Genomic DNA, 17,401 nt, shown 5'->3' on the forward strand with positions numbered 1-17,401 from the left:
AGCAACGATGACTTTTTCCTACACCGAAGATGATGCTGACCTCGGTGGGCTTATCTCCGCGCGCATAGAACTGGACCGGATCTACACCCATCTCCGCGGTGACACGGTGGAGTACAACGACATCGTCACCAACACCGCGACCAGCTTTACCGACCTGATCAGCGCGAATATCCAGTCGGTCGCCAGTGAGAACGAAAGCGCGTGGCAGGACGCGCTGATGGCGTGCGTCTGTGCCCATGGCGTGATCGACCAGTGGATCAGCGATGTGCGGTGGTACCGGGAGCGGATCGAGGAGATCCGTTCCAACTTCACCACCGCGGTCACTGGACTCGACAACATGACCGAATACCAGCAGAAGGAGGTCATGTACACCAGCCAGGCCACCCAGGCCTACTCTGAGCTGGAAGAACGCGCTGACGAGTGCTCGGACATGCTGGCGGACGGACCTACCCCGGCCACCCTGCGCAAACTCAACGAGGCCGGTCATGTCGGGAACGTCGCCTTTGCCATTACTGGTGACTACGAGTACTGGCCGTACGACGAGGAGAGCGGCGAAGAACTCGGCGAGATGATCGCCAATGGAGAGTTCGGCGGCGACTACGAAGCACTACACGCGGCCATGGTGGCGCTGGCGGCGCGCGCCGCGGAGGCTTCCCAGCGCGGGGATGAGCTGCCCGAGGGGGAGTTGGACTTCCTGGAAGCGGTCCTGGCCGGAACAGATGACATCCTCCTCGATCTGCCGGACGGCTTCCGCGGAGAGCCATCGGACCAGCAGAAGAACGAGATTGCCACTTTCCTCGGTCTGTCCATCGTCGCCCTCTCCCACGAGAGCACGGGTGGCGGGCACGACCGCTTGCCGGACAGTGTCCGCAACGTGGCCGCGGGTGTGCAGGGAGGCGACGGCTACTTCACCGGAGGGCCGGGGAGGCAGAACGGGGGCTATGACACATGGATCGAGGACGCCGCAGGCCTGATGTACCTGCTGGACGGCGCCACTCACCCCAACGGCACGCCGATGGAGCTGGGTAGCGAGACCTCTCTGAAGCTGACGGCCGCCGTCAGCGAAGTGGCCGGAGCGCTCCCGAGCGAGCACAACATGTACACGACGGACATCACGTACACCCCAGACGACGAGGGCAACGCCACCCTGTCCTCTCTGCTGCGTGTCGCCGCGGCCAACGAGGACGCCAATCATGCCCTGCTCACCGGTTCGGAGGAGCCCAACGGCCGCGACGCCGAGGAGATCTTCACCGACCTCTACACCTTCGAGTGGAACGATGACGGCCGGGCAGCGGCGGAGCTGACGAACTGGATCGCAGACGGGGAGACCAGCCACCACCCAGACGAGCCGGACCGTTCACGGGAAGCACTGGTCGGGCTCATGGACATCGTCACCAGCGAAAGTATGCAGGCGAGGCTGTCGAGTACCGGACAGGAAGTCGAAGACAGCATGACCACCATCGACAAGAATGGTGAGGAGAAAACCAGGGAGTTCGATTGGAAGGATGTCTCCATCGGTCATCTGAATCCCGAGATCGCGGGTGGGTTCGCCGACATTTTTGAATCGCATGTCGATGTTTTCGCCAGTCTGGATGGAATGGATGGCGGGAACCGAATCGATGACTACCCGAACAGTTACGAGGACGGAAACGTCTCCCTGAGTATGGATTCCCGGGAAGCCTTCGCTGAGCTCATTGCCGGCTCTGAGGAGGCGGCGAGTCGGATGTTCGATTCCACGGTCGAGTACAACGAGACCAGCCTCGCTGAATACATGTCGGCTTTCAACGGGGCCCCGGACACGGATGCAGCAGCCCAGGCCGGCAACCTGTGGAGCATCGTGGACACGGCGGTCACCAACGAGGCCGATACCCGCGTGCAGAACCACAACGGTCAGGTGGACGAGGAGAACAAGCGGGAACAGTTCATTCTGGGCCTGGTGAACTCCTACAACCCCCATCCGCAGGCATCATCCGCTATCGGCTTCCTCGGTGGCGAGCTGCTCAAGGAGGAGCACCTCAAGCTGACGGACACGGATGGCGACCACGAGTCCTTGCCGAGGAACACGTGGGTGTATGAACGAGCGCAGATCCACGCGATCGATGGTCTCGCCGGCCGTGGTGAGGGATACGAGGACCTCATCGATCCACGCATGACTCCCAATAACGACAGTGTGAGTCTCAACAGGGAGGACTGGTTCGAGTTCAGCGAGGAAGAGAGAGCAAACCGCGAAGAGGAGATCGGCCGCAGTCCCAGCGAGGACCCTCTCACCGACTCCTGGAACAGCGTCAGGAATCGGGAGTGGCCGGACGACAGGTCCCCTGAGCAGCGGCCAGACGTCTCCGACACCATTGATGAGCGTGGCGAGGCCTTCGACACGCCCCGGACCTATGTCAACGACTACGTTGACACGTTCTCCAGGTATGCCGCGAAGTAAGGATGTTCGCTGATGTCGCCCGCCTCCGCCACCGAGCATGAAGAACTCCCGAACACGAGGGGCGGACCTCGTCGCACGATGTGGATCATCGGTGCTGTGGGCACTGTCCTCGCCCTTGTCGCGGGGGCGGGTGCCGTCGTGCTCTGGGCGGACGTCCGCCAGGACCACCGGACGGCGGACGGTTCTCCCGCCCCGTACGAGGTCCCAGGCACCGTGACGGCGCAAACCTGGGAATGGGAGCCCCCTGAGAACGAAAGCGGTGGGATCACCGACGTGCACGCACTCCCGTTCGGACTGGCCGCCGAGCTCGACGACGGCGTCGTCGCACTCGACGGTGCCACGGGCGAGGAGATCTGGCACTTTCGACGCCCGGAGACGACTGTGGTGTCGGCCTCGGCCACACCTGACGGAGACCTTTTCGCTCTCGCGTTCCAGCAGGCCGCGGAGGGCGCCGAAGGAGCCGAACAGGACGTCGGGGAAGGGGATGAACCCGGCACGTGGGGAGTCGTGGTCCTCGATGCGGCCACCGGCGAGATCGCCAACGAGTACGAGATCGAGCAGGAACAACCACCGAGACTCGACCGCCAACCGGTCGTCGGTCCGCCGGGGTCGGATTTCGACGCGCCCGCCACGGGCGTCCACCACCTCACCGACGACGCGCGCCTCGTCCATGCGGTCGGCCCAGCCCGTGTCGAGGCCCGGGCGCTGGACGACGGCGGGATGCTCTGGTCGAACACCGAGGCGTTCGAGGGCCCCGTCCAGTCGGATGCGGACGGCTTCAGACACCTCGGTCAGGTCCTCGTGGCGGGTGACACGGTCCTCGTGTCGCAGTTCTACGCGACCCATGAGGATCCCCGCTTCCATCACTACGACCTGACCGCGATCGACAGCGCCAGCGGTGACGTGCGTTGGAGGAAGTCCTGGGAGCTCGGCGACATCCGTGGCCAGGACGACCCCACCTTCAGTGCTCCCTCGCCCGAGGGCGGGGTGGCGGTCTGGTTGCCCGGCGAGGACCCCGGCGTCCTGTTGGATCTCCGAACGGGCGAGGAACTGACCACCGATCTCTGGGCGGACGGCCAGGTGGTCGGTGTCCTGGCCGACGGCTATGTCACCGCTGACGGGTCGTCCCACGTCTATCGCGACCGGAGCGGTGACGCCTCTCAGGAGCTCCAGGTGCCCACTGGTGAGGACGGGCGGACACTGGCCGCCTCGATCGCCACATCAGAGGCGGTCGTCGGACTCTACGCGGCGTCCGGGACGGGGGACGCCGGTGCCGCACAGTCAGAGGAGGCGGTGGTCAGGGTGTTCTCGTGGGATGAGGGATCGGAGACCACGTCGATACCGTTGAACGTGGTCCTCCAGCCGCGAGCGGGGGAGCTGGCCACCCGTGTGAGCGAGCGAGTGGCCGAGCAACCGCGGTTCCTGCGCTCGGTCCCGGGCGCCATCGTGATCCTGGACCAGGGGCGAGGGGCGGTCGACGAGCCGGTGCCCCGGCGGATCATCGGCCTCACGTGACGGCCACACGGATCGGGTGCGTTCGTCGAGGGACGGTCAGGACTGGCAGCCGACGTATCCCTCGATGCTCTCTACGTATTCCTCTTCCGTGTCGAACGCCTCCCAGTGCTCGTCGAGGTAGGACCGCACGAACTCGTCGCCCGGGACGGTCTCTTCGCACCAGGTGACCTCGTTGGACGACATGGCCTCGGCCAGTGCCGCGTCGAGGTGGGTGGTGAACGTGACGGCGTCGGGATCCCACTCGTCCTTGTCCAGTTCGACCTGGTATCCGGCCTCGCCTTCCTGGACGATGCGGGTCTCCAGGAGCCGGTCCCCGAGGTCGCCGGTGTTGTCCATGACCTCCTGCGGATCCCCTTCGGCCATCATGCGGTCGAGTGTGCGCACCCGCACCTCTCGCTCGACCCAGGTCCGGGGGATGACCTCGGGTGACGCGCTCTCCGGGGCTTCGGGTGCCTCCGTCGGCTCACCGCCCTCTTCTGAGGTGCAGGCAGCCAGGACCAGACAGGCGGTCGCGGCGGCCGTCAGCAGTGCGCTCATCCGGCGCTCACGGTGGGACAACGGGTACTCCATGGTGTCTCGGGCAGGGGCACGGCCCGTCGGCGGGCTCCGGCCTGGGCCGGGTCCCGCCGTCAGCGGGTCGCCTGCTAGTTGAAGTAGTCGCGGGTCGTGTCGTAGGCGCTCGTGTAGTCCTCGGCGAACTCCCTGACGTAGGAGTCGCCGGTGGCCGTCTCGCCGTCGGCGGTGACGTCGACGTTCTTCAGGACGTTGCGCAGGGCGCTGTCCATGGAGTCGAGCTCCGACATCGTGTTGGCCGACCACTCGGAGGGGTTCTTCTCCAGGCTGACCGTGACCGAGTCGTCGAAGACGAAGCCCTCGTCGATGTCCTCGGCACTGATCGCCTGCCCGTCCCTCTCGATGGTCAGGGCGCCGCCCTCCACGAGCGTGCTCAGGTCGTCGGGGTCGCTGACGTTGTTCAGCTCGTCGGGGGTGTTCTGGTTGACGAAGTCGAACGCCTCCAGGCTGAAGGTGCGTTCGATGTTCTCGTCGGTGGAGTAGGTCGGGAAGCGCGGCGAGACCTCGTACTCGCCGTCGATGATGGCCTGCACGATGCTGTCCTGCCCCAGCTCCATGCCCTTGGACACGGCGACACCGATGACCGGGATCTTCTCCGAGAGGTTGCCGGCCTCGCCGACGACGAACTCCGTGATCTGTGTCTCGCGTTCGATCTGCTCGTCCAGGTCGTCCGAGCGGTCCTGGGACTCCATCTCCAGGGACTGCTCCAGCAGGGCCTGCAACTGGCCGGCGCCGCGCGCGCTGCTGGGGGCGTCCCCGCTCTCCAGGTAGGCGACGGACTCGATCTGCTGGTAGACGTCCACGGAGTTGACCACACGGCCGGCCGACTCGTCGTTGCCCATGAGGAACTGCATGTACATGGCCCGTTCCTGCGGGCCCATCTGGACGAGTCCGGTGTCGTGGTCGTACTCTCCGATGCCCTCGATCGGGTTGTTGTCGACGTCGTAGATGTCACCGTTGGCGAAGCTGTAGATGTGGCTGTCGAAGACGTCGGCCAGGCTGTCCGCCAACCCGCCGTTGAACTGGGTGAACGAGGCGTTCGAGTACTCGTTGTCCCCCTCGGTGACGTCCACGCCCGTGTTGACGAGGGCCTCGTGCAGGTCGGCGTCGGTCATGGTCTCCATGAACCCGGCGAAGCCGTCCCCCGCGCGCGTCGCCTCCTGCTCGTCGGCGCTGTGGATGTCCTCGGCCAGCCAGTCGGTGAGCTGGCGTGCCGTCTCCCCGCCGTCGTGCCACTCGTAGGTGAACATGCCCTCCAGCGCGCTCGTGCGGAGGTCGTCCTCGTACTCGATGCCCGGCTCCGGATCCATGTGCTCACCGGTGAGCATGAAGTAGTTCGAGTCCTTGTTGCGGGTGCCGACGTCGATGAGGGCGGCCATCTCCTGCGAGCTGGGCAGGACTCCCTCGGGGTCGTGCTCGTCGCCCCATCCGTCGAGGAAGTTCCCCATGGACAGCTGCATGTTGGTCGAGAGGCCGTAACCGCCCTCCAGGCCCTCGTCGGTGTGCGCGAACAGGGCGGAGAGCGAGCTGAGGTCCTCCCAGTAGACCGCGGGAGCGCTGACGAGCTTGTCGTCGTGCTGGTTGAGGTAGGGGCCCTCCACCGCGTACCGGATGCTCTGGGGCAGGCTGTCGTAGCCGCCGCCGAGACGCGGGTCGGAGAGGGCGAGCAGTCCGTCGCCCAGGACGCCGAGCGCGTGTTCGCGCTCCTCGTCGGTCATGTCGGATTCGGCCATGTCGGCAGGGATGGCCAACAGACCCAGACCGTACCCGTCCTCGGTGGTGTTCTCGCTCTCGAGGCGGTCGTAGAACGCCTCCAGGAAGGCCATCTCCTCGGGGCGGAAATCGGTGCCGTTCTGCTGGGCCTGCTTGGCGTTGGTCCCGACCATGGCCATCATGAGCATCAGCTCGTGGTAGCGCTCGTCGATGGGCTTGTCGCCGGACCAGTAGGCGCTGAGCTCGTCGGCCCAGTCCTCGGCGTTGTCGGCCGTCAGGTCGCTGCCGTCGACCAGCATCGTGTACCGGCCGGGGTCGATGTTGTAGAAGGTCCAGTCGGCGTTCCCGGCGTTGATGAGCTTCTGGACGTTGGCCTTGGTGGGGCCCTGCTCCAGCATCTCCTTGATCTCGGCGGCGTGGTTCTGGAACGTGGTCCAGTTGGTGTTCTCCCGCTCGTTGAGGGAGGAGAGCGTCGAGTTGAGCTCGTCGTAGAGGTCCCGGCACTTGTTCTCGTCGCCGGCGCCCCAGCCGGTCACCCACATGCCGCCCCGTTCGGGGTAGGAGGCGGTGATGACGTCGTCCTGGTACTGGCCGGGGACCGCGTTCTCCTTCTCGCTGCGCGTGGTGTTCCAGTCCGAGACCTGGCCGGCCCGCTCGGAGTGGAAGTCGCTGACGTGTCCCGCCCACATCTCGGCGACCGCGGCCGCGTAGGTCACCGCCACGGCGGCGTCCCGCCACATCTGCAGGTCCTCCTCGGAGAGGCTCTTGATGTCCCAGGCGATGAGGTCCGTGAACTGTGTGGCGGCGGAGTCGAAGCTTCCGCCGAGGTCGTCCGCCCGTCCGAGGATCCGGGCGTTGAGGACCTCCAGATCACTCGCGCACTCGGTGATCGGGGAGGACGTGTAGGAGATGGTGCGCGGGGAGAACGCGAGGGAGAAGGATGCCACGGACTTTCCTCAGGGGGTCGGTGGAGCGGGGGGAGGTAGCTGTCGGGGATTCCCCCAGGGGCAGGTGGAGGGGCGGGGCGCGGATGCCGAAGGGGCCGGGGCCGCGGGAGGGGTCAGTCGAAGTTGATGTCCCGGTGGGACTCCCAGGGGCTGCGGAGCTCCTCCGCGCTCTCCAGGTCGTTCTGGGCGACGCTGCCCGCCCCGGCCTGGATGTTGTTCGCCAGGCTCAGGCCGTGCTCCTGCACGTCGATCAGGTCCTGCGCGTAGTCCTCCTTGTACTTGCGGAACCCGGCGATGACGTCCTCGTGCCCGGCGGCGGACTCGGTGTTCTCCATCAGCAGGTCGAACATGTCGGCCAGGCCGGCCATCGCCGAGGCGAGCGTTTCGGCGTACTCACCGCCCTCCATCGCCTCGATCGGGTTGGCGCCTGCTTCGGTCATCCGCGGACTCCTCTTCCACTCGAAACCGGGGTCGGGGTGCGCACACCCGCCTGAACGCACGAAGTCCGTCCCCACGGGACATGGGTGACGGACGGGTTCAGGGTCACGTGTGAGACGACGGGATGACGTCGAGAGTTCCACACGTACGGAGGATTGTAGGCAATCATGAGGTTAAGGTCGGCGTCGTTCTGTTCACGCCCGCGTCACGACCGGGTCGAGGCGCTGCCATATAGGGGTCGCGGGGGGCAGGGCAGCGGCGTGAGACGGGCGGGGAGGGCCTGGCTCAGGAGGTCGGGGACGCTTCGTTGCTGGGGCGCTGGTTCTCGCCCAGGGCGAGGGTGCCCTCCTGGTTGGGCGTGCCGCCCGGGGCGTCCAGCGGGACCGCCATCACCTGGGGTGGTTGGCCGTCCTGCGTGTTGTCGGAGACGAACCACAGCCGCTCGCCGTGCACGACCGGTTGAGAAAGCACATGACGGAACCCAGTTCCTTGGCGGTCGGTCCCTATGTGCGCTCCGCGTTCGACATCACGTGACCGTGACCAGAGCGGTGTAGGACGTGTCGTCCCAGGCGTAGACGATGACTCCACCTGGAGTGACGTGAACCCCAGCGTGTTCTTTGCTGTTGAGGTCACGGCCGAAGACGTTCTCTACGATGCTCGGTTCCGATCCGTCCCACGGATAGGCGGTGAGCGTGGCGGGCGCTTTGGCGCCCGGTTTCCAGTCCACGACATAGAGGGCTTCTTCGGTTGCACTCATGGGCCATGAGCGGCCTCCGTCTTCGTCTCGCAGGGGGATTTCCAGTATGTGCTCGGTCTCACCAGAGGCATCGGTGAGGGAGAAGGTTTGACCTTCATTCAGCAGAATCCCCTCTCCGAGGACACTGTCCCATACGTTGTCCTCCGGACCTGGTCCTTCCCAGTGGCCGGATCCGACCTCCTGGCCAGTCGATGAATCGAGGGTGAAGTAATCTCTCGATACGTTTTCGTACCGGTAAAGCAGGGACCCATCAAATGACGTTGCCAGGACTCCGCCTGTAGATTGGGTCGCGTCTTCGATCTCATGAGTCCAAATGAGTTCACCACTGGCCGAGTCAAAGGCGTGCACGACGCTGGTGAGCAGGTCCGGTGGTTGGCCATTGTCAAGGCAGTACATCGAGGCGAATACCTGTGTTTCGGTCACCGCTATACTGCTGACCACATTATCCGCACGTGAAGTGTCGGGGGCACATTCTGGCGTTCCGTCGAAGGTCCACAGCTGAGCACCCGATGATGCGCCATATACCGCCAGCGGTGGGTGCTCCCCAGTCACTGGGATGACGTTCTCGCCCTCGAATGGAACGCCTTCGTCTGACGCGTCGATGGCAGACAGAGACTCCAGGACGCGCTGACGGTCCTCGACTGTGTGGAGGACTTCACCGCTGCCAGCGTCGATCGTGACGCGTGAGGTGACCTGCTCGGGGTCCTCCAAGCTTCCTCGGGGGGTCAGCTCGACCACGACCGTGCTCATGTCCGGCGAAACAAAAGACTGTGCAACCGCGCCAGGGTGGCGGTAGCGCCAGATCTCTTCGGCTGTCTCCGGGCTGACGGCCAAGACTCCGTCGTCAAGCTCCAGGAGAAGCCCCGAGGAGATCGGCTCGAGACCGTTCATCCTGTCCCAGGGGAGATCCAGCGCTTGGACGTCCCCGCTGAGACGTCCCGGGATGTCCGGTGTGGGGTGTTCCTGACCTGAGAACACCTGCTGGACGGGCTGAGCGAGGGAGCGCATCGTGTGCTCGGCTGCCGCGCCGACCCCGGCGATGAGCACCAGGCCCACAACGAGAGCTGCCCCCTTGCGGGGCGCGGGCCACGTGCGCTCGTGGGCAAGGTGGACGAGACATGCCAAGACGAGTTGGAGCGCGCTGGTGCCGGCCAAGGCTACGATTCCAGAAAGCAGCCTATAACTCTCACCCGCGTTCAATTCCGCCTGGACATACCCGTACAGGTAGGAGACGGAGAACGCCGTGGTTGCGGTGGAAAAAACGATCGCGCCCCAGAGAAGACCCAATCTTCTTCCACTCGACCTCAGCCCCAGAGCCCAGTGCATGAGAAGGCAGACTGAGGCCGCCAGAGGTATGTACAGGAGGTACGGAGGCGCTGGCATATGGAGTGCTTCAGAGCGAGAGCTTTGAAACTCGACAGCCAAGGGAACAAGCCCCAGGAGCGCCCCGGGCAAGGAGAAATGTCTTCGAATTCCATGCATGACGATACTCATGTAACTGTGATTGCTTGCGGCAGGAGGCAGATCAATTTCGACGACCAGGGTTGATATCGATCTGACCGGCTCCTTCCTGGATGTTGTCGGCGAGCTGCATACCGTGTGCCTGAACGTCGATGAAGTCCCGGGTGTGCCGTTCATTGAACGCGCGATATCCGGCGGCCACGTCCTCGTGACCGGCTGAACCCGCCGCGTCGTCGGTGATGAACTCGAACATGTCGGCCAAGCCCGCCATGGCGGAGGCGAGGGTCTCGGCATACTCGCCGCCTTCCATCCCTTCGATCGGGTTGCCGCCTGCTTCAGTCATGTGGGGGTTCACTCTTTTCTGAGCGCGCCAGGAATGGTGCCTTCGTTTGATTTGTTACGAAAGTTAGAAGTTATGACGGACAGTCAGTGCTTGGGGTCAAAGGGCCCCGGACTCGGTGCTCTGCATTGCCCCAGGTCCTTCGCTGCCATGAGCGGATGGGTCGGCTTGCATTGGCCGGTTCCGGTCAGATGTTAGGAACCCTCGGACGCCTCGTCGCTGGGGGAGGCGTCGGCGTCCTCGGGGGCTTCCTGGGCCCAGCGGACCACGAGGGGGTAGCCGTCCATGGAGGCGTCGTGGAAGCGGGGGAAGAGTTCAGTGGTCTCGGTGACCTCGCCCTCCTCCAGGTCGACGCGGAACCAGTTCTGTTCCGTCTGCAGGAGCACCGCGTCCCGCTCGGGGGCGGGTGCGTACTGCAGCACCGGCCCGTCGCTGTCCTCCAGGAGCCTGGTCGCGGTGTGGGTCTGCCCGTCCACGGCCACGAGGTAGGCGCCCGCCTGGGCCTGGTCCGGGAGGGCGGGGTCCGGGCCGAGCACGGCGGTGCCCTCGCCCCAGACCAGACCTCCGCCGAAGGACTGCCATTGCGTTCCGCCGACGTTGAGTGTGGCGTTGACGACGCTCCCGTCGGTCTGGCGCACCACGAGGCTCTCGCCGGCCGCACCGTTCAGCTGGGTGGTGGGCACGCTGTTGCGGATGTGCAGTGAGCCGTCCGGGGTGAGCGCCCAGTCGCTGGGGCGCTGGTTCTCGCCCAGGGCGAGGGTGCCCTCCTGGTTGGGCGTGCCGCCCGGGGCGTCCAGCGGGACCGACATCACCTGGGGCGGTTGGCCGTCCTGCGTGTTGTCGGAGACGAACCACAGCCGCTCGCCGTGCACGACCGGTTGGGAGAGGACCTCCTCGGGCGACGCGGAGATCGCGTCGACGGGCTGGTAGGAGATCGCTGCCGGGCTCTCCCCTTCCTCGGTCTCCTCTCCCTCCGGGGCAGTGGCGTCCTCGGGGTCGGTGAGGGTGGCGATGTGGATCGCGGACGGTTCGGTGGCCGCGTACACGAAGTACTGCCAGTCCTCGGAGAACTGGGAGTGCACAGGCAGGTCCGGGGCCATGGGGTCGACCGCGCCCTCCGGGAGCGCGATCCGGTGGACGGGCTGTCCGGTCTCCGGGTCATGGAAGACCAGGACCTGGTCCACCTCGGGGTCACCGCCCTCGAACCCGCGGTGCAGGAGGGCCAGGCCCGTCAGTCCCTGCTCGGTCAGCTCCTCGACCGTCTCCGCCGGCCCGTCGGAGTCGGCCGAGCCGGTGGTGCATCCGGCGACGGCCAGCAGGCACACGGCCGAGATGAGGGCGAGGGAACGCCGCATGTGGGCTGCCTTTCGGGGGAGAGGACGTCGGGAAGTGGGACGAGCGGCGGGGCCGCCCGGTTCGGCGGCCACGCCGACTGTTGGCCGGTGCTTCCTGGGACCCGAGCCCCGAACGGTGCCCGCTCGCCCTGGTCCAGGACGGACCGGGTCCCCGCTCCTACGGTGCCAGACCGGTCGGGTCAGGCCGGGGGCTGGCTCCAGCCGACCTGGACGAGGTCCGGGCGCTTGCCCCGGAGGGCCAGCTGCGCCCGGCCCTGCGGGAGCGGTTTGGAGGCGGTCCCGTTGGCCAGCCGGCCCTCCATCCGGTCTCCGGAGAACAGCATGCCCGGCGTGGCCATGTCGCTCAGCGACTGGAGGACCGGCTCGAACATCGCTCGCGCGGTTCCGCCCGTGCGGCGCGCGGCGATGACGTGCAGTCCCAGGTCGGCGCCCTGCGGGATGAAGGGCGCCAGCGGCGCCAGCGGGTTGGAGCGCGAGGCGATCATGTCCATGTCGTCCACGACGATGTACAGGTCCAGGCCCTGCCACCAGCTGCGCTCGCGGAGCTGCTTCGGCGTCACGTCCGGCCCCGGCAGGCGCTGCTTGAGCGATCCCGCCAGGTTGTCCGCGACCGCCTTGGTCTGCTCCGCCGTCGTGCAGTAGGCCAGCAGGTGGTCCTCCGGTACCAGCTCCAGGTGGGAGCGCCGGAAGTCGACCATGACGATGCCCAGTTCCTTGGCGGGGCGCTGGACGATCTGTTTGACCAGCCCCCGCAGCAGGGTGGACTTGCCGGACTGCGGGTCGCCGAACACCACCAGGTGCGGGTCGCGCGAGAGGTTGGTGGTGACGGGGGCGAGCGAGCTCTCGCCCATGCCCAGCACCAGTTCCCGGGACCTGCCCTTGGTGCCCTTGCGTCCCTTGAGGAGGTCGTCCAGCTCCACCTTGAGCGGGAGCGTCCGCACGCCCTGGACGGCCTCCTGCGGCCAGCGCTCCTTGACTCGTGCGATGAGGTCGTGGATGCCGTTGGTGAGGTCCTCGTCGTCGGCGACGCCGTCCACCCGGGGCAGGGCCACGTGCGTGTGGTTCTCGCTGGACGACAGGCCGCGGCCCGGGGTGTCCTTCGGGATCTCCTCGGCGATCTTGCGGCCGATGCCCGAGTCCATCGGGTCGCTCAGCCTCAGCTCGAAACGACCACCGAACAGCGCCTGCAGCCTGGACCTGACCTGCGACGACGCCGCTCCGGTGAGGATCGTGTGCACGCCCAGGGAGGGGCCGCGCGTCGCGATGTCCATCAGGAAGTCGTCGGCCGCGTCGAAGGCGTCGCGGACCGCCGACCAGCCGTCGATCATCAGGAACAGGTCGCCCACCACGCTGGAGGGCACCCTGCCGTCCGCGCGGGCCTGGCGCAGCGCCGCCGGGGAGTCCAGCTTGTGCTTCCTGAACACGCGCTGGCGCCGGTCGAGGTGTCCCGCCACGTCCGTGAGGATCCGCTGGACGCGTTCCGGGTCCGCCCGGCCGGCGACGCCGGCCACATGCGGGAGTTCGTCCATCGCCTGGAGCGCGCCGCCGCCGAAGTCGATCGCGTACACCGCGACCCGGCCGGGCGGGTACCGCCACGCCAGGCTCGTGATCATCGTGCGCAGCAGGGTCGACTTGCCGGACTGGGGCCCGCCCAGGATGACGACGTTGCCCTCGCCGCCGGTGAAGTCCATCTCCGCGGGCACCACGCGCTGTTCGCGCGGGATGTCGGTGAGGCCGAAGACGGCCTTGGCCTCGGCCGGGTGGGGTTCCGTGCCCGGCCCCTCCAGGGCTTCTCCGCCCTCGCCGAGGTCGGTCAGCACGGAGTCGAAGGTCAGCGCCTCCGGGAGTGGGGGAAGCCAGACGGGGCGCACCGGGTCGGCTCCCGAGGCCACCAGCCGGTCCACGGTGACCTGGAGGGTGGTGCGCTTCTCCGTCTTCCGCTTCTCCTCCGCCTTGTCCTTGATCTCCCCCATGAGGGACTCGACGAGCGAGTCCGCGCCCGTCACCTTGGCCAGGCCGTTGAAGGAGAGCAGCGGCAGGACCGGCTCGTGCTCCTCCTTCTCCTCCTTGACCGGCGGTACGTAGGGCTGGGACACCATGGCGGCCTTGAAGCGCTCGAAGACGGACGTGTCCACCTTGAGGTAGCCGGAACCCGGCTCGGGCGGCAGGTGGTAGGCGTCGCCGACCCCGATCGCCTCCCGGCTCTCGGCCTCGGAGAACGTGCGCAGGCCCACCCGGTAGGACAGGTGGGACTCCAGGCCCTTGATCTTGCCCGACTCCAGGCGCTGGGTCGCCAGCAGCAGGTGCACGCCGATCGACCGGCCGATGCGGCCGATCGCCACGAACAGCTCCGCGAAGTCCGGGTGGGCGGTCAGCAGCTCGGAGAACTCGTCGATGATGATGAGCAGGTGCGGCAGCGGATCCAGCGTGGGGTCGTTCTCCCGCGCCGCCTCGTAGGCGTGCAGGTTGGGCAGGTTGCCCGCCTCCTTGAGGAGTTGCTGGCGCCGGACCAGCTCGCCGAAGGTCGCCTCACGGAACCGGACGACCAGCGAGTCGTCGTCGGCCAGGTTGGTGATCAGACCGGCGCTGTGCGGCAGCCGGTCGGTGTCGGCGAAGGTCGCACCGCCCTTGAAGTCCACCAGGAGCAGGGCCAGGTGCTCGGGGGAGTGGTTGATCACCAGGGACGCCACCATGGTGCGCAGCATCTCCGACTTGCCGGAACCCGTCGCCCCGACCACCAGGCCGTGCGGTCCCATGCCGCCGAACGCCGACTCCTTCAGGTCCAGCAGCACCGTGTTGCCGCTCGGGCCCACGCCGATGGGCACCCGCAGGTAGTCGCCGGTGCTGCGCCTGCGCCAGGTCCGGCGGGTGTCCAGTTCGGCGACGTCGGGCACGCCCAGGATCTCGGGAAGTCCGACGGTCTCGTGCATGGCGTCGTCGCCGTCGGTCACCGAGATGCCGTACGGGGCGAGCAGGCGCGCGAGCATCGTCAGGTGGGCGACGCTCGCCCGGTCCGCGGTGCCGGACAGGGGCGAGTGGGAGGCGTCCTCACGCGCTCCGGGGTTCTCCGTGTCCTCGCTGAGCGTTCCGTCGGCCTGGACCATGAGCCGCAGGCTCACGGACTCGGGCTCCTCGCGCCGGTCCGCGACCAGCGTGATGACGTGGATGCCGAGGCTCGCCAGGTCGGGGACGGGCGGTTCTGCGTGCAGGCCCGACAGCGTCGACTGGTGCTCCCCGTCCAGGACCACCACGAGCCGCTGCGTTCCCGGGCCGGGCGGCTTGCCGCGGCGCCGCTGCAGGTCGACCGTGCGCCGCTCGATCTCGTCGGCGAGCAGTTCCGCGACCTGGACGGTGTTCCCCGAGACGAAGCGGGCGGGCATCGGCCCGTCCTTGGCGTCCTCGAAGCCGTTGTGGGGGAGCCACTTGAGCCACTCCCACCGCGTGCGGACCTTGTGGTCGCGCACCACACCGATCCGCACGTCGTGCGGGGAGTGGAAGACCGCCAACTGGGCGATCATCGCGCGCACCAGGCCGCGGCCGGCGTCGCGGTCGCCGACGACCGAGATCACGCTGTGCCGGCTCAACGGGACGACCAACGGCATCTCGGGGACGTCCGCGTACAGCTCGATGAGCTGGTCGGCCGATCCCTGGCAGACGGGGTCGTAGACGATCAGGGGGGACGAGGTGTCCACCTTGAGCACGAGCCGCCTGGCCAGCGGGCGCACGCCCGATCCCACGCGCACGTCCAGGAAGTCGGGGTCGGAGGCCCGGCGCTCCCATCTGCGTGTCCGGGCGCGCGCCGGCTCGGTGAGCAGGTCCGGGGCCGGATGGCGGAAGGCGCTGTCGGCGCGCTGGGTGGCGGCGACCTCGCGGACGATCTCCCGCAGTTGGTCGAGGTAGTCGACGTAGCGCTCCCGCTGTTCGCGGATGCGCTTGCGGGGGCCGTTGTGCTGCGCGACGAACATGATGATGCCGACGATCACGCTCGCCGCCATGATCATCACACCGGCCACCATCATGAGCGGCCGGTGCCCCATCGTGATGGACATGAGGAGGGAACCCGATCCGGTGATGATCGGCATGATGATCATCGCGCCGGAGCTCCCGGCGGGAGCGTTCTCCGGCATCTGCGGCGGAGTCGCGATCACCAGGGGCTTGTCGCCTGGGGAGGGGGGTGTGCTCCGAGCTGGTCGGGGAACCGCTCTCGTCGCCACGGTGCTCTCTTTCCGGTCCACCTGGTGGGGGGCTGGTGTCTGGGGGCTGGGCTACACCAAGGGTAGCCTCGCAACCACCGTGAAACATGTGATCCGTTCCGAAGTCGACCTTCGGGGTGGAAACCACCACGCGGTGGCCGGAGGAACCCGGTCGGCGCGAACCTCCGAGCCTCCCGCTCGCCCACGCCTGGCAGTACCCGACATGTCACGGTAGCGATAGCCTCGCGGACACGGCGCATCGAGTTCCCGGCGACCGCAGGCGGGGGCGGGCGTCACCCCCGAACGATGAGGAACCATTGGCGTGAGTGGATACTGCCGGGTCACCGTCACAGGGCCGCGGCGCTGGGCGGATCTGGCCCTGCCTGGCACGGTGCCCGTGGCGGCCCTGATGCCCCGCATCATCGAGGTCTGCGCCCCGGAGGAGGCGAGCAGCGAGCCCGCGGCCTGGACGCTCAGTACCGTCGACGGAGGGCCCGTGCCCCCGGAGGAGCCGCTGGAGAGCGCCGGGATCTACGACGGTGACGTGCTGCTCCTGAACCGCCGAACCGCCCCGAGCCGCCCCGAGTTCGTGGACGACGTCCGGGGCGCGGTGGAGGACCGGGTCGACGAGACGACGTGGACCTGGAACCACACCACGACGCTCTCGTTCGGACTTCTCGTGGCCGGAATCGGCCCCCTGCTCATGCTCGCGCTGATGATGTGGATCAGCCCGTCCGTGGGGAACCTGGGCGTGGCCGCGGTGGGGACCATGTTCACCGTCGCGGTCATGCTGTTGGCCGCGCGCAGGCCGCTGCCCGCGGTCGCCCACGTGCTGTTCGCGACGGCCTGTGTCTGGGGCGGGCTGACCGCGGTGCTCGCGGCGGGTCTCGTGACCAGTTCGACCCCGCTCGTGGTGGCCGCGTTCGCGATGTCCGGAGCCCTGCTGGTGGCCGTCATCGGTTGGGCCATGCACGAGACCGGCCTCGCCTACATCGCCGGGCTCGGCGTGGTCGTCGTGGTCGCGGGCGTGCTGGTGGCGGTCGGGCTCTTCGTCGACCCGACCCAGGGGGCCCGGGCCATGGGCATCGCGCTGACACTGTGCGTCGGCGCGCTCCCGCGGGTGGCGATGGTGATGGGCGGGCTGTCCGGGTTGGACTACGAGGTCGGCCGTTCCGGGCAGGTCTCCACGGACAGGTTCGAGGACACCTACTCCAACAGCGACCGGTTGCTGCTGGGCATCGTCCTGGGGGTGGCGGTGAGCGGCGGCGCGGTCACGGCCATGCTCGCGTTCATGGCCCGGGGGCTGCCCGACCTGCTCCTGTGCGGACTCCTCGCCGTGCTCCTGGTCCTGCGCTCACGCCTCTTCGACCGGATCCGGCACGTGCTCCCCCTGCGTCTGGCGGGTGTGCTCGGGCTGGGGGCGGCGGGTGTGGCGGTCATCGGCGAGTACCCGTTCCTGTCACCGTGGCTGCCGGTCGCGGTCCTCCTCGCCGGGATGGTGACGGGGGTCCTGAGCTGGGTGCGTCTGGCCGACGTGCCCCGCGCGTCCCTGCGCCGGGTGCTCAACTGGACCGAGGTCGTCGTCATCATCGCCATGTGCGCGGTCTTCGCCTGGGGCATGGGCCTGTTCGACTTCGTCGCCCGGATGACCGGCGCGAGCTGACCCGGCCGCGCT

General features: G+C 67.5%; 11 protein-coding genes. 3 read left to right on the forward strand and 8 right to left on the reverse strand.

Annotated elements, in window-relative coordinates; translation table 11 throughout:
* Positions 1–7: 7 nt before the first annotated feature.
* A complete protein-coding gene (locus HNR10_RS17160) occupies positions 8–2,434 on the forward strand; it encodes a TPR repeat region-containing protein (protein WP_179824785.1) in 2,427 nt (808 codons plus the stop codon).
* 273 nt (positions 2,435–2,707) lie between these two features.
* Positions 2,708–3,949 carry an outer membrane protein assembly factor BamB family protein gene (locus HNR10_RS17165; protein WP_179824787.1) on the forward strand — a complete coding sequence of 414 codons (1,242 nt, stop codon included), beginning with the start codon at positions 2,708–2,710 and terminating at the stop codon, positions 3,947–3,949.
* A 36-nt stretch (positions 3,950–3,985) separates the two neighbouring features.
* On the opposite strand, the gene HNR10_RS31275 is transcribed toward HNR10_RS17165, so the two are convergent.
* From HNR10_RS31275 to eccCa, 8 genes are all read right to left on the reverse strand, one after another.
* The gene (locus HNR10_RS31275) at positions 3,986–4,507 is read right to left on the reverse strand and encodes a hypothetical protein (RefSeq protein WP_246406273.1); all 522 of its coding nucleotides are present in this window, start codon (positions 4,505–4,507) and stop codon (positions 3,986–3,988) included.
* 86 nt (positions 4,508–4,593) lie between these two features.
* Complete coding sequence (locus HNR10_RS17175; protein ID WP_179824789.1) at positions 4,594–7,182, reverse strand: TPR repeat region-containing protein; 2,589 nt, start codon at positions 7,180–7,182, stop codon at positions 4,594–4,596.
* Positions 7,183–7,295: 113 nt separating this feature from the next.
* Positions 7,296–7,622: a hypothetical protein gene (locus tag HNR10_RS17180; protein ID WP_179824791.1), complete on the reverse strand. Its 327-nt coding sequence runs from the start codon at positions 7,620–7,622 to the stop codon at positions 7,296–7,298.
* Positions 7,623–7,905: 283 nt separating this feature from the next.
* Positions 7,906–8,091, reverse strand: coding sequence for a hypothetical protein (locus tag HNR10_RS17185; protein ID WP_179819780.1), 186 nt, complete (start codon positions 8,089–8,091; stop codon positions 7,906–7,908).
* Positions 8,092–8,146: 55 nt separating this feature from the next.
* A complete protein-coding gene (locus tag HNR10_RS17190) occupies positions 8,147–9,871 on the reverse strand; it encodes a PQQ-binding-like beta-propeller repeat protein (protein WP_179824793.1) in 1,725 nt (574 codons plus the stop codon).
* A 31-nt stretch (positions 9,872–9,902) separates the two neighbouring features.
* Positions 9,903–10,181 carry a hypothetical protein gene (locus HNR10_RS17195; RefSeq protein WP_179824795.1) on the reverse strand — a complete coding sequence of 93 codons (279 nt, stop codon included), beginning with the start codon at positions 10,179–10,181 and terminating at the stop codon, positions 9,903–9,905.
* Positions 10,182–10,372: 191 nt separating this feature from the next.
* The gene (locus tag HNR10_RS17200; RefSeq protein WP_179824797.1) at positions 10,373–11,533 is read right to left on the reverse strand and encodes a hypothetical protein; all 1,161 of its coding nucleotides are present in this window, start codon (positions 11,531–11,533) and stop codon (positions 10,373–10,375) included.
* Positions 11,534–11,712: 179 nt separating this feature from the next.
* Positions 11,713–15,681 (reverse strand): type VII secretion protein EccCa, encoded by a 3,969-nt coding sequence (gene eccCa / locus HNR10_RS17205; protein ID WP_312889313.1) that lies wholly within the window; start codon positions 15,679–15,681, stop codon positions 11,713–11,715.
* 367 nt (positions 15,682–16,048) lie between these two features.
* On the opposite strand from eccCa, the gene eccD reads away from it, so the two are divergent.
* Positions 16,049–17,389: a type VII secretion integral membrane protein EccD gene (gene eccD, locus HNR10_RS17210; protein ID WP_179824799.1), complete on the forward strand. Its 1,341-nt coding sequence runs from the start codon at positions 16,049–16,051 to the stop codon at positions 17,387–17,389.
* Positions 17,390–17,401: the final 12 nt, after the last annotated feature.

The organism is Nocardiopsis aegyptia (genome assembly GCF_013410755.1).
Taxonomy (GTDB): domain Bacteria; phylum Actinomycetota; class Actinomycetes; order Streptosporangiales; family Streptosporangiaceae; genus Nocardiopsis; species Nocardiopsis aegyptia.